General features: G+C 75.0%; 11 protein-coding genes. 6 read left to right on the forward strand and 5 right to left on the reverse strand.

What is annotated here, in order from left to right; genetic code table 11:
• Positions 1 to 18: 18 nt before the first annotated feature.
• A complete protein-coding gene (locus tag NR073_RS08050; protein ID WP_152743643.1) occupies positions 19 to 942 on the reverse strand; it encodes an ArgP/LysG family DNA-binding transcriptional regulator in 924 nt (307 codons plus the stop codon).
• A gap of 69 nt (positions 943 to 1,011) precedes the next feature.
• Here NR073_RS08050 and NR073_RS08055 point away from each other — a divergent pair, with 69 nt between their 5' ends.
• The 5 genes from NR073_RS08055 (at position 1,012) to NR073_RS08075 (ending at position 6,583) form a co-directional block, all read left to right on the forward strand.
• Entirely contained in the window at positions 1,012 to 1,842 is an 831-nt protein-coding gene (locus NR073_RS08055) for a LysE/ArgO family amino acid transporter (RefSeq protein WP_256748726.1), read from the forward strand.
• 25 nt (positions 1,843 to 1,867) lie between these two features.
• Positions 1,868 to 2,338 carry an NUDIX domain-containing protein gene (locus tag NR073_RS08060; RefSeq protein ID WP_002855389.1) on the forward strand — a complete coding sequence of 157 codons (471 nt, stop codon included), beginning with the start codon at positions 1,868 to 1,870 and terminating at the stop codon, positions 2,336 to 2,338.
• A 58-nt stretch (positions 2,339 to 2,396) separates the two neighbouring features.
• Positions 2,397 to 4,280, forward strand: coding sequence for an ABC transporter ATP-binding protein (locus NR073_RS08065; protein WP_148408436.1), 1,884 nt, complete (start codon positions 2,397 to 2,399; stop codon positions 4,278 to 4,280).
• Positions 4,281 to 4,458: 178 nt separating this feature from the next.
• Entirely contained in the window at positions 4,459 to 5,454 is a 996-nt protein-coding gene (locus tag NR073_RS08070; RefSeq protein ID WP_256748727.1) for a hypothetical protein, read from the forward strand.
• Between the two features lie 118 nt (positions 5,455 to 5,572).
• Complete coding sequence (locus tag NR073_RS08075; protein ID WP_230278032.1) at positions 5,573 to 6,583, forward strand: bile acid:sodium symporter family protein; 1,011 nt, start codon at positions 5,573 to 5,575, stop codon at positions 6,581 to 6,583.
• Between the two features lie 90 nt (positions 6,584 to 6,673).
• On the opposite strand, the gene NR073_RS08080 is transcribed toward NR073_RS08075, so the two are convergent.
• The 3 genes from NR073_RS08080 to NR073_RS08090 form a co-directional block, all read right to left on the reverse strand.
• Complete coding sequence (locus NR073_RS08080) at positions 6,674 to 7,534, reverse strand: VOC family protein (protein WP_230278031.1); 861 nt, start codon at positions 7,532 to 7,534, stop codon at positions 6,674 to 6,676.
• Between the two features lie 155 nt (positions 7,535 to 7,689).
• Positions 7,690 to 10,224: an FtsX-like permease family protein gene (locus NR073_RS08085; RefSeq protein WP_230278030.1), complete on the reverse strand. Its 2,535-nt coding sequence runs from the start codon at positions 10,222 to 10,224 to the stop codon at positions 7,690 to 7,692.
• Between the two features lie 2 nt (positions 10,225 to 10,226).
• Positions 10,227 to 10,913 carry an ABC transporter ATP-binding protein gene (locus NR073_RS08090; RefSeq protein ID WP_372970637.1) on the reverse strand — a complete coding sequence of 229 codons (687 nt, stop codon included), beginning with the start codon at positions 10,911 to 10,913 and terminating at the stop codon, positions 10,227 to 10,229.
• A 322-nt stretch (positions 10,914 to 11,235) separates the two neighbouring features.
• Between NR073_RS08090 and NR073_RS08095 the strand changes: the two genes are divergently transcribed.
• Complete coding sequence (locus NR073_RS08095; RefSeq protein ID WP_230278029.1) at positions 11,236 to 11,811, forward strand: TetR/AcrR family transcriptional regulator; 576 nt, start codon at positions 11,236 to 11,238, stop codon at positions 11,809 to 11,811.
• 13 nt (positions 11,812 to 11,824) lie between these two features.
• Here the strand turns inward: NR073_RS08095 and NR073_RS08100 are convergent, their stop codons facing one another.
• The gene (locus NR073_RS08100) at positions 11,825 to 12,091 is read right to left on the reverse strand and encodes a hypothetical protein (RefSeq protein WP_230278028.1); all 267 of its coding nucleotides are present in this window, start codon (positions 12,089 to 12,091) and stop codon (positions 11,825 to 11,827) included.
• Between the last annotated feature and the right edge of the window lie 476 nt (positions 12,092 to 12,567).

A 12,567-nucleotide genomic window follows, 5' to 3' on the forward strand; every position in this document is an offset into this window, starting at 1 on the left:
GGGTCTCGAATGCGCCCGTCAGTCCGCGGTGTCCCCGGCGGAGGGCGCGGCGCGCAGCACCGCGTCCGTGAGGCGGTCCAGAGCCGCGGTCCCGGCCGTCCAGCGCTGCCAGTGCAGGTGCACGTCGGCCGCGCCGAGGGCCGGGATCGTCTCGAGGTCGGGGTGCCGGCCCTCGAGCACGCCCGGCGGGATCTGCACCGAGGGGAGCATGCCCCAGCCCAGCCCGAGCTCCACCGCCCGCAGATACGCGTGCACGGACGGCACGAGGTGGGTCGGTGGGTCGGCCACGGGCCGGCCGCGGGTGACGCGGCGCAGCACCGTGTGCTGCAGGCCGTCGCGGGGGCCGTAGTCCACGATCGGCAGCGTGCCGAAGTCGACCCGGCCCCGCGCGTCGCGGTGCAGCTCCAGCAGGAAGGACGCGCACACCGCGTGATAGCGCATCGTGCCCAGCGGGGTGGAGGTGCACCCGGCCACGGGCGTGGGGTCGTCCGTCACGGCCGCCACGACCGCGCCGTCCCGCAGCAGGACGGCGGTGTGCTCCTGGTCCTCGGACTGCATCTGCAGGACGACGTCGTCCCACGTCGCCGCCTCGCGCAGCACGGGCTCCCACCACGTGTCGAGGGAGTCCGCGTTGAGGGCCACGCGCAGCGGCACGCGTCCTCCGTCGCCGCGGCCGAGCGCGGCGAGCGCCTCGTCCTCGAGTGCGAGGGTCTGCCGGGCGAGACGGAGCAGGCGCTCTCCCGCCGCGGTCGGCCGGACGGGGACGGTGCGGGCCAGGAGCACCTGGCCCACCTGCCGCTCGAGGGCCTTGATCCGCTGCGAGAAGGCCGAGCCGGAGATCCGCAGGGAGTCCGCGGCGGCGTCGAAGGTGCCGTGGTCGACGGCCGCGACGAGGGCGCGCAGGTGGTCGGAGTTCATGCGTTCCAGGGTAGGGGTGGTCATGAAGGATGTCTTCAGATCTTGAAGAAGATCGCGATGGCACGGACGTGGGACGGCTCCTATCCTCGCTCGGTGACCATCTTCGCCACCGGATTCCTGACCTACCTCGCCCTCATCGTCGCCATCGGCGCGCAGACCCTGTTCCTGCTGCGCCAGATCGTCCGACGCGACCGCGTGTGGACCGTCCTGACCGTGTGCTTCGTGGCCGATGTGGCGCTGCTCGTGCTCGGCGCCGGCGGCGTGGGCGTGGTGGCCGAGCGCTGGCCGTGGCTCGTGCCCGCGCTGACCGTGGCCGGCGTGGTCTACCTCCTCGGGTTCGCTGCGGGCGCGCTGCGCTCCGCCTGGCGCGGGGACCGGACCCTCACCACCGCGGCCGCGGACGTCGAGGGGACCGGGCACGGCCCCGACCGCATCGACCTCGCGGTCCTCACCGGTGAGCTGCCGCTGATCGACCCGGCGACCGGCCGCCTGGCCGAGCGCGAGCCGGCCGGGGCCGGCGTCGGGCATCACGACGACGGCGCGCCCGGCTTCGGCGCCCCCTCAGGCGGCGGGTCGGTGACGGTGCGGCAGCGCGTGCAGCCGCGCCGCGTGGCGCTGGACCGCCCGCAGACGCCGCTGCCGCGGATCATCCTGCTGGCGCTGTCCGTCTCCCTGGTGAACCCGCACGCCATCCTCGACACCGTGGTCATGATGGGCACCTTCGCGCAGACGTTCGGGGCGGCGAAGTGGGCGTACGTGGGCGGTGCGGTGGCGGCCTCGCTCGTGTGGTTCACCGCGCTCGGCTGGGGCGGCACGAAGCTCGCCCCGTCCATGGACTCGGCGCGGACGTGGCGGATCGTGGACGCCGTGGTGGGCGTGCTCATGCTGGGAATCGCCGTGAAGGTGGGGCTCACGCTCCTCTGAGCCGCGCGGGGAGGATGATGGGGGCATGAGTCCTTCCCCCTCCGACTCCGCCCGCACCCCGACCGTCGCGGCCGGGGAGGTCATCCGCGTCTCCGCCGTCGTGCTGGCCCGCCCGGACCGCCGCGTGCTGACCGTCCGCAAGGCCGGCACCGCCATGTTCATGTTCCCCGGCGGCAAGCACCTGCCGGGCGAGGACCCCGTGGACACCGCCGTCCGCGAGGTGGCCGAGGAGACCGGGCTTCGCCTGCGCCCGGACGAGCTGACCCGCCTGGGCGCGTGGGACACCGCCGCCGCCAACGAGCCCGGCGCCGCCCTGCACTCGGAGGTGTTCGCGCTGTGGCGGCCCGTCGCCCGGCACGAGGTCCCCGAGCCGACGGACGAGATCGTCGAGCTGCACTGGATGGACCCCGCCGCCCCGGCCGCACCGGGCGGGCACGGCGTGGCCCCGCTGCTGCACCCCGTGCTGGCCGCCGTCGCGGCAGCGCCCCCGTTCTGACCTCCAGGCGGGCCGACCGGCCCGCGCTGATGTCCGCACCGGCCACTAGCCTGGCCGGGTGACGTCGCTGCTCCGCATCCTGCGCTTCGCGCCCCAGCTCCACCGCCTCTACCTCGGCATCGCCGTCAGCTCCGTGCTGGCCGCGGTGCTGGCCCTGGCCACCCCGTTCCTGATCGGTGCGGCCACGGACCGGATCGTCGCCGCCGTCGCGGGGGAGACCGACGTGGCCGAGGCCGTCACCGCGGTGACCTGGCTGGCGGTCGCGTTCCTCGCCGTCGAGGTGGCGACCACCCTGGTGGTGAGCGTGGGCGGCTACTGGGGCGACGTGATGGCCGCGCGCATGCGCACCATTCTCTCCACGCGGTACTTCGAGCAGCTGCTGCACCTGCCCCAGCGGTACTTCGACACCGCGATCACCGGGCGGGTCGTCAACCGGTTGAACCGCACCATCAACGAGATCACCCAGTTTCTGCAGTTCTTCGCGAACAACGCGTTCACCATGCTCGTCACCACCGCCGCGGTGCTCGTGATCACGGCGTTCTACTGGTGGCCGCTGGCGATCCTGCTGGCCGTCGTCTTCCCCGTGTACATGTGGCTCACCGCGCGGACGTCCGCGAAGTGGCAGGTGTGGGAGGGGGAGAAGAACACGGAGGTGGACGTCGCCTCGGGGCGGTTCGCCGAGGTGGTCTCCCAGATGTCCGTGGTGCGGGCCTACAACCGGCAGGACCACGAGCTCACCGGGTTCCGCGACCGGTTCCTGCGGACCGTGGAGATCACCCGGCAGCAGTCCCGGTTCTGGCACGGCATGGACGCCGGGCGCCGGCTCGCCCTGAACGTGGCCTTCGGCGCGATGTACCTGATCGTGTTCGTCCGCACCGCGCAGGGCCTGTTCTCCGTGGGCGACATGGTGATCCTCCTGCAGCTGATGAACATGGCCCGGCAGCCGATCTTCTCCATGAGCTTCCTCGTGGACTCCGCCCAGCGCGCCGTCGCCGGGTCGAAGGACTACTTCGAGGTGCTCGCCGAGGAGCGCGAGCGGGCCGGCGGGGCGGCGCTCGCGGCGGCGAGCGCGAGTGCGGAGTCGGCGGGTGCGGACGCACCGCGCGTGCCGGCGGAGCCGCGGGCCGACGTCGTGCCGGGTGCGCCGGACGTCCCCGCGGACGTGCCGGCCGTGCGCTTCGACGAGGTCTCCTTCGCCTACGACGCCGACGCCTCCCGCCCCGTGCTGGACCGCGTGTCCTTCGACATCCCGCGGGGTGCCAGGGTGGCGCTCGTGGGCGAGTCGGGCGGCGGGAAGTCGACCATCGCGCACCTGCTGCTGGGGCTGTACCCGGTGACGAGCGGACGCATCGAGGTGTTCGGACAGGACGTCGCCGGGCTGGACCTGGCCGTGCTGCGCGGGCGGATCGCCACCGTGTTCCAGGAGCCGAGCCTGTTCTCCGGGACGGTGCGCGAGAACATCGCCTACGCGGACCCCGACGCCTCCGACGAGCGCGTCCGGGCCGCCGCCGAGGCCGCGTACGCGCACCGGTTCGTGGAGGCGTTCGACGACGGCTACGAGCAGGTGATCGGCGAGCGCGGGCTGCGGCTGTCCGGCGGGCAGAAGCAGCGGATCGCGGTGGCGCGGGCCGTGCTGAAGGACGCGCCGATCCTCGTGCTGGACGAGGCCACCTCCGCGCTGGACACGAAGTCCGAACGGCTCGTGCAGGCGGCCCTGGACGAGCTCATGGTGGGCCGGTCCAGCCTGATCGTGGCGCATCGGCTCTCCACGATCGCCTCCGTGGACCGGATCGTGACCCTGCGCGCCGGGCGGGTGGAGGAGGTCGGCTCCCCCGCGGAGCTGGCGGAGTCCGGCGGGATCTACGCGCAGCTGCTCGAGCTGCAGAGGGCCGGCACCCAGGAGGCCCGGAAGATGCTGAAGGAGTACGGGCTGAGCGGGTGATCCCGGAATCTTCTGCGGATCCGACCCTTCCGAGCGCTGCGCGGCGGCCCAGAAGGGTCAGATGTGCAACGGATTCCCAGCGCGCGGCAGGACGTCCACGACGACGTCGGCCCGACGCCTCCGCAGGGCCTGTGGACAACCGGGCCCGCCGACGTCGGGAGCGAGCAGGATCGGGGCCATGCGCGTGCCCGGACCCTTCCCCGCCCACCTCCAAGACGCCCCGTTCACGCGGGCGCAGGCGCTGGCCGCCGGGGTGTCCGGGTCGCGGCTGCGCAGCCGGGACGTCGAACGCGTCGCGCACGGCCACTACCGCTGGATCGGCCCCGTCACCGGGGCGACGCCGCCCGCGCGTCCCCTCGCCACCGAGCTGTCCCGGCTGCAGGACCTGGCGGCGATGCGTCCCGACGTCGTGGTGACCGGAGAGTCCGTGGCCCGGCTGCTGGGTTGGCCCCTCCCGGACGACGTGACGGCCCGGGTGTGCCCCACTGTCCTGCGGTCCCGCACCCGCCGGGTGCTGCGGGTGCCCGGCGTGCGCACCCGGCTCGTGGACCTGGACCGCGTCCTCGTGCGGCGGGACCGGCTGCACGGGCTGCGGTGGACCTCGCACGCCGACACCTGGTTCCACCTGGCCACCGTCCTGGACCGGGACGCGCTCGTGGCGGTCGGAGATCGCCTGGCCCGGGAGGACGAGAGGCGGGGGAAGGTCGCGCTGGCCACCCGCCGCGAGCTCGACGCCGCGCTCGAGCGGCACACCGGCGAGGCCGGGATCGTGCGGGCGCGGGAGGCGCTGGCGCTCGTGCGCACCGGGTCCGACTCCCCGGTCGAGACCGAGCTGCGCCTGGCGCTGATGGCCGCGGGGCTGCCCGAGCCGGACCTGCAGATCGAGCTCTGGGACCCCGACTACTCGCTGTGGCACCCCGCGAGCGCGGACCTCGGCTACCGGCGGTGGCGGATCGCGATCCACTACGAGGGCAAGACCCACGACGGCGCCGCGCAGGTCGGCAAGGACACCCGCCGGGACGCGGTGTTCCTGCGTCAGGGCTGGCTCAACATCCGGGTGGCGGGGACGGACCGGTGGCGGGGATTCGTCGAGACGGTGGCGCTGGTGCGGGCCGCGATCGCGGAGCGTGGCGGTCTCGACGCCGGTGGCGCGGAGGATCGTCTGCGGACCTGACCCTTCTGGGGCGGGAGCGGACGTCCAGAAGGGTCAGAGGCGCAGAAGATTCCGGAAGGCCGACGACGACGCCGCGTCACGCGACGACGCACCGCGGTCGCGCTCCTACCATGACGGGATGACCGCACCGGATCCCGCCCCCACCGACGCCCGCCGCGCGGAAGACCGCTCCGCACGCATCGCCGTCACCGTCTTCCCGCTGCTGGTGCTCGCCGCCGCGCTCGTGGGCTTCCTCGCCCCGACCGCCGCGAAGACGCTGCTGCCCCAGGTCAACCTGTTCCTCGGGATCATCATGTTCGGCATGGGCCTGACGCTGACCCTTCCGGACTTCGGCCTCGTCGCCCGCCGACCGCTGCCCGTGCTGCTGGGCGTGGTGGCGCAGTACGCGATCATGCCGCTGCTGGGGCTCGGCGTCGCCGTCGTGCTCCAGCTGCCACCCGAGCTCGCGGCGGGCGTGATCCTCGTGGGCTCGGCCCCGGGCGGCACGTCCTCGAACGTGGTCAGCTACCTCGCCCGCGCCGACACCGCCCTGTCCGTGGCCATGACCTCCGTGTCCACGCTCCTGGCTCCGCTGCTCACGCCGCTGCTCACCCTGTGGCTGGCAGGCCAGTACATGGCCGTCGACGGTGGCGCCATGGCGAAGTCCATCGTGAACATCGTGCTCCTGCCGGTCCTGGGCGGACTCGTCGTGCGCCTGCTGCTGCGCCGCGTCGTCGACCGCGTGCTGCCCGCCCTGCCGTGGGTCTCGGTGGTGTTCATCGCGCTGGTGGTGGCCGCCGTCGTCGGGAACAGCGCCTCCCGCGTGCTGTCGGCGGGTCTGCTGGTGTTCGCCGCGGTGGTGCTGCACAACGGGCTCGGCTACCTGCTCGGCTACGGCGCGGCGAAGCTGTTCCGGCTGCCCACGCCCGTGGCGCGCACGGTCTCGATCGAGGTCGGCATGCAGAACTCGGGCCTCGCTGCGGGCCTCGCGGCGCAGTACATCTCGCCGGCGGCGGCCCTGCCGGGCGCCGTGTTCTCGATCTGGCACAACCTCTCCGGGGCCGTGCTCGCCATGGCCTACCGCCGTGCGGACGGCCGCAGGGCCGCGGGCGTCCCCGGTTCGGCCCCGGCGGATCGTCTGCGGAACTGACCCTTCCGAGGCGGGATCAGACCCCCCAGAAGGGTCAGTTCCGCAGACGATTCCGGACGGTCAACGGTCGTCGGTCGACGACGGCGGCCGTCAGCCCTCGGCCGGCGGCTCGTTGATCTGGAACGTGGCCCCGGCGGGGTCCAGCACGGTGGTGACGCGGCCGAACGGGGAGTCCTGGGGGCCGTCCAGGACCGTGCCGCCGTGCTCGCGGATCACCTCGAGCGCGCGGTCCGTGTCCGCCACGGCGAAGTACACGCGCCAGTACCCCACGGTGTTCGGCGGCAGCCAGGTCCGCGCGTCGCACAGGCCCGCGGTCGCGCGGTCGAACGGGTGGTTCGTCGCGTAGCGGGGGCTGTCGTGGGCCGCGTCCTCGGCGTCGGCTACGGTCTGCGTGTCCTCCGGGGCGTCGTCGTCCCCCATCAGGGTGGGCTGCCAGCCGGCCACGGCGCAGTAGAACTCGGCGGACTCGTCGAAGCGGGTGGTCAGGAGCTCGAACCACACGGAGGTGCCGGGGGTGAGCGGCAGATCGTGGCCGGGGAAGGTGCCGGACTGCCAGAAGCCCACGACCTCGTGGCCCGGGCCCTCGGCCACGGCCATCACGCCGAGGTCGCCGACGGGCATCGCGTCCACGAGCACGGCGCCGCCGTTCTCCCGCACCGCGGTGAGGGTGGCGTCCATGTCCTGCGTGCGCAGGTAGACGGTCCACGCGGCGGGCAGGGGGTCCTCGCCGGTCATCTGCGAGACCTGGTCGGCGTCCATGGCGCCGCCCACGGAGGCGCCGTCCTTGGTGATCATCAGGTAGTGGCCGAACTCTTCGCCGGAGTCGGTGAAGGTCCAACCGAAGAGGGCCTCGTAGAAGGCCCGCTGGCGGGCGAAGTCGGGGGCGGTGTAGTCGATCCAGGCGGGGGATCCGGCGGGGGCGGGCGGGGTGGCGTGGGTGCTCTCGCTCATGCGGCTCAGCGTAGGGCGCGCCCGGGACTCCGTCACGAGGTCTCGGGCGCGTCGCCGGGGCGGGATCTTCTGCGGATCCGACCCTCCTGGCGCGCCGACAGACGGTCAGAAGGGTGAGATCCGCCGACGATTCCCAGCGGCACCGCCCCGCCCGCTCACACCGCGGCCAGGCCCGCCACGGGGCTCAGCCGGGCCGCCCGACGCGCGGGCAGCAGCGACGCCGCCAGCCCGGCCAGCGCCGCCACGGCCACCACCAGCCCGAGCTCGCGCCACGGCACGACCGGGCGCACCGCGGTCCCGGCGCCCGCGGTCGCGGAGAGGTCGGCGAGGACCAGCTGCGCCCCCGCCCAGCCGTAGAACACCCCGAGGGCGCAGCCCAGCACGGCGGCCACGGCCGCGATCAGCACGGCCTCGATCGCGATCGCCCCGCGCAGTCCGCCTCGCGTCAGGCCGAGTGCCCGCAGCAATGCGTTCTCGCGCGTCCGCTCGATCACGGACAGGCTCAGCGTGTTTGCCACGCCGATCAGCGCGATCAGCACGGACACCGCCAGCAGCGCCACCACGATGCCGAGCATCGCGTCGATGATCCGGGCGTAGAGCGCGTGCTCGCCGGCCCCGCCGTCGATCACGGCCGCCCCGTCGCCCGCGGCCCGGGTCACGTCCTCGCTCAGGCCCTGCAGGCGGTCGACGGGGACGCCGGGGTCGAGGGCGACGAGCAGCTGGCCCGGCACGGCGGCGCCCGGGGCCCCGTCCCACCCGGTCTCGCGCAGCGGCTCGGCCGCCACGTACACGCCGGAGCTCAGCGAGCCGGCGCGCACCGGGGCGAACGTCTGCGCGGCCCCCGCCACCTCCGCGCGGACCGGATCCGCCTCGACCCAGTCGGGCACGAGCGCCGTGCCGGGGTCGCCGAGGCCGGTGACGCCCTCGGGCAGGCGCGCGACGACGGCGCGCAGGTCCGCCGCCGGCGTCGCCAGCACGGGGGACCCGTTCTCCGTGGTGCCCACGGGGGTGGCCAGGGCCACCGCCTGCACGTCTTCCGTCGCGGCGACGGCCTCGGCCGCGCGGGCCGGGTCCGCGTCGGCGGGCAGCTGCACCACGAGGTCCACCGGGTAGGCGGTGTCCAGGGCGAGGGCCGTCTGCTCCTGGGCGGTGCGCCCGCCGGTGAGGAACAGCGCCACGAGGGTGGTGCCCACGAGCAGGGCCGCGGCGGTGGCAGCGGTCCGGGACCGGTGGCGCACCGCGTTCAGCCCGGCCAGGTGCCCGGGGACGCCGGCCGGACGCGCCAGCACGGCCGCCCCCCGCACCGCGGCGGGCACGAACAGCCGTGCCAGCAGGAGCACGCCCACGAAGGACAGCGCGCCGCCGCCGATCGCTGAGACCGGCTCCCGGACGGACACACCCCCCAGCATGAGCGCGGTGCCGCCGACGGCCAGCACCAGCCCGATCGCCGTGCGGACCCGGCCGCCGCGCGATCCGGCGGTCACCTCGTCCTTGGGCCGCAGGGCCTCGAGCGGGGCGACGCGCGTCGCGGCCACCGCGGGGGCCAGCGCGGCCAGGACCGTCACCGCCACACCCACGGCCACCGAGACGGCGAGCCCGGCCGGGTGCAGACCGAACGTGAGGAACGGCAGGTCCAGCATCTCGCGGGCGGCCGCGGCCACGCCGGCCACGATCGCCACGGCGAGACCGGCGCCCAGCACGGAGCCCACCACGCCCACGACGGCGGCCTCGGTCAGCACGGAGGCCCGCACCTGGGCCGTCGTCGAGCCGATGGTGCGCAGCAGCGCGAGGTCACGGGTGCGCTGGGCCACGAGCACCTGGAAGGTGTTCGCGATGACCAGCGCGGTCACCAGCAGGGCCAGCGCCGCGAAGCCGCCGAGCACCCAGCCCAGCAGGTCGGTGCCGCCGCTCAGCTGCGTCACCGCCGAGCGCACGGCTTCGTCCGGGGTCGCGACGTCGGCGTCCACCCCGGCCGCTGTGGCCTCGGCGCGGGCGGCCTCGGCGACGGCGGGGGCGTCCGCCCCGCCGGCCAGGCGCAGCAGCAGGTGGGGGGTGAACCCGGCCTCCCCGTCCTCGCCCTGCACCGTGGTCAGCGCCGCGGGTGAGGCCCACACCTGCGCCTGCCCGGAGAGCATCGGGTCGGGGGAAGGCTGGGTCAGGCCCGTGACCACCGCGTCCACCGGCGTGGTGGTCGAGTCGGGCCCGGACGCGCTCGCCAGCGTGACGACGTCGCCCACGGCCACTCCGTGCCGGTCCGCGGTCTGCGCGTCGAGGGTGACGCCGCGGGCGTCGTCGGCGGCGGGCAGGGCGCCGGCGGTCACGGTCAGGCCCGCCAGGGCCGGGTCGCGGGGCAGGGGCATCACCGTGGTGCCGAACTCGGCGTCCGCGGCGCGGGCCGTCGCCCACGCCATCCGCAGGGCGTACGCCTCCTCGACGCCGTCCAGGCGGGCCAGCGGGCCGGGCTCGGCACCGGTGCCGGCGAGGTCGGAGACGTCCTCGGACCCGCCCGGCAGGACCACGAGGTCGGCGCCGGCGTAGGTGCTGCCGAGCGTGGCGCGCAGGGTGGCCTGCGCCGTCGAGGAGACGAGGAAGGAGGCCGCGAGGAACAGGGTGCCGATCAGGATGGCCAGCACCAGGGAGACGTAGCGGCGCGGCTGGCTGCGCAGCTGGGAGAGGGCGACGGTCCACACGGTCAGCGCACCCCGCCCTCGGCCGGGGCGGACAGGGCGGTCAGGGCCGCGGTGACGGACTCGACCGTGGGGTCCACGAGCTCACCGGCCAGGCGGCCGTCCGCGAGCAGCACGACGCGGTCGGCGGCGGAGGCGGCCACGGGGTCGTGGGTGACCATGACGACGGTCTGGCCCATCTCCCGCGCGGACCGGCGCAGCAGGCCGAGCACCTCGGCGGAGGTGGCGGTGTCCAGGTTGCCGGTGGGCTCGTCCCCGAACACGACGTCCGGTCGGGTGAGCAGGGCGCGGGCGACGGCGACGCGCTGCTGCTGACCGCCCGAGAGCTCGTGCGGGCGGTGGCCCAGCCGGTCCGCGAGGCCCAGGGTCCGGGTGATCTCCTCCAGCCACGCGCGGTCCGGGGTGCGGCCGGCCAGCTCGAGCGGCAGCACGATGTTCTGCTCGGCCGTGAGCGTGGGCACCAGGTTGAAGGCCTGGAACACGAAGCCCACGCGGTCGCGGCGCAGGCGGGTCAGGACGGTGTCGTCCAGCCCGGTGATCTCGGTGCCGCCGATCCTCACCGACCCCGAGGTCCGCGCGTCCAGCCCGGCCAGGCAGTGCAGGAGCGTCGACTTGCCCGACCCCGAGGGCCCCATGATCGCGGTGAACGCGCCCGAGGCGAAGTCCACGTCCACCCCGCGCAGGGCGTGCACCTGCGCGTCACCGCGCCCGTAGGCGCGGGTGAGGCCGCGGGCGCAGACGGCGGGCGCCGTCGTCGTGGTGTGCGGGGGACGACGGCGTGCCCGGCCCCGGCGCGACGGGGCCGGGGGTCGTGGGGGAGAAGGGGTGTGCGGGGGAAGAGGTGTCCATGGCGGCCACTCTCCCGCGCGGACCCGGCGGGGCGGATCGGAGGAGGGGACCACCTCCGCGGGCGGCGGGTCATGCCCGGGGATGAGGCGGGCCGGCGAGGCGTGGACCCGAGGGCGTCAGGTCCCCGCCGCCGGGCGGTGCGGGGTGGAGTGGGATGATGGGGACATGAGAGCCGACACCCGCGCCAACCGCCAGGACCTGCTGGCGGCCGCCGGCCGTCTCATCGCCACCCAGGGGGCGGCGATGTCCCTGCGCGGGGTGGCGCAGGAGGCCGGGGTCGGCGTGGGGACGCTGTACCGGCACTTCCCCACGCGTCGGGATCTGCTGGACGCCGTGCTCGAGGACGTCGTGGCCCGCACCGGGGGGATCCTGCAGGCCTTCCTCGACGGGGTGGGCGGGGACGGGCACGGCGGTGGGACCGAGGCGCGGTGGCGGAGGCTCGCGGAGGACCTGGGGGCCGTGAACCTGGCCTCGCTCGCGGCGGCCCGGGACGACTTCGACCCCGCCGACCGGCCGCCCGAGGCCCTCATCGCCGAGGCCGAGCGTGTGATCCTCGAGCTCGCGGACCAGGTGGTGGCCGAGGCGCGGCGGGCCGGGCTCGTGGGCCCGGACGTGACCGGGGCGGACTACCTGTTCGGCCTGCTCATGGTCACCCGGTCGCCGGAGTGCGCGCTGCTGGGCCACGGCCCGGACCAGCGGGGCTGGCTGCTGGACACGTACCTGCGCGGCCTGCGGCCCTGAGGGCGCGGCCGGGTCAGTCGCCCGGGGCGTCGTCCTCCAGGACGGGGCGGGCGGTGGCCCACGCGCCGGCGCCGGCGAGCAGGCCGGCGCCCGCGGTGAGTGCCAGGCGGAGCAGCCCCTCGACCCCCGTGAACAGGCTCAGGCCCAGCATCACGACGGCGGCCGTCACCAGCGCCACGAAGAAGGCCACGCATTCACTGTCCCGCTGCGCCTGCTCGGCGGCTGGGTCGGAGGCGCGGGACGTCGTCGGGGTGGGGTGGTCCAGGATGCTGCCGGTCATGGTGCCTCTCCTCCAGTGCGCGTCGGGCCGGGGCGGCCATCGGCGCGTGCACCCCGGCGGCGGACCCGCTGCGGGGCCTGCGTCCAGCATCGCGGAGGGGGTGGGCGCACCGGCAGGGCCATGAGGATGAACCTCGGGGCGTCCGACTCATACCCAGGTATGACCTGTGATTGTGCTGGCAGGTGCCTGGGGAGTGGCTCAGGGAAGGGCCCCGCCGCCCCGGCCGACCGCTGAGGCCGGCCGTTGAGGCCGGCCGTTGAGGCCCGCCGCCCAGGCCCGCAGACACGCCGCTACGACGACGGCGTAGCGGCGCGTCTGCGGGCCTCGACGAGGGGTGGGGCAGGGGCTAGGTGTTGTGGGTCATGAGGTTCTTGCCACGAGGCGCCGGCTGAGATGAGACGAGTGGGCCTCTCCCGCAGGAGGGCGTGTCAGATGGTCTGTGTAAGCCGTACCGAGAGGAACGGTAAGAATCATGA

This window comes from Micrococcus sp. Mcc28 (assembly GCF_024519775.1).
GTDB classification, from domain to species: Bacteria; Actinomycetota; Actinomycetes; order Actinomycetales; family Micrococcaceae; genus Micrococcus; species Micrococcus luteus.

Coding starts and splice junctions, on each gene's coding strand:
- NR073_RS08060 (WP_002855389.1), top strand. CDS start 1,868: ATGAGTCCTTCCCCCTCCGACTCCGCCCGCACCCCGACCGTCGCGGCC.
- NR073_RS08050 (WP_152743643.1), bottom strand. CDS start 942: ATGACCACCCCTACCCTGGAACGCATGAACTCCGACCACCTGCGCGCC.
- NR073_RS08075 (WP_230278032.1), top strand. CDS start 5,573: ATGACCGCACCGGATCCCGCCCCCACCGACGCCCGCCGCGCGGAAGAC.
- NR073_RS08100 (WP_230278028.1), bottom strand. CDS start 12,091: ATGACCGGCAGCATCCTGGACCACCCCACCCCGACGACGTCCCGCGCC.
- NR073_RS08095 (WP_230278029.1), top strand. CDS start 11,236: ATGAGAGCCGACACCCGCGCCAACCGCCAGGACCTGCTGGCGGCCGCC.
- NR073_RS08070 (WP_256748727.1), top strand. CDS start 4,459: ATGCGCGTGCCCGGACCCTTCCCCGCCCACCTCCAAGACGCCCCGTTC.
- NR073_RS08080 (WP_230278031.1), bottom strand. CDS start 7,534: ATGAGCGAGAGCACCCACGCCACCCCGCCCGCCCCCGCCGGATCCCCC.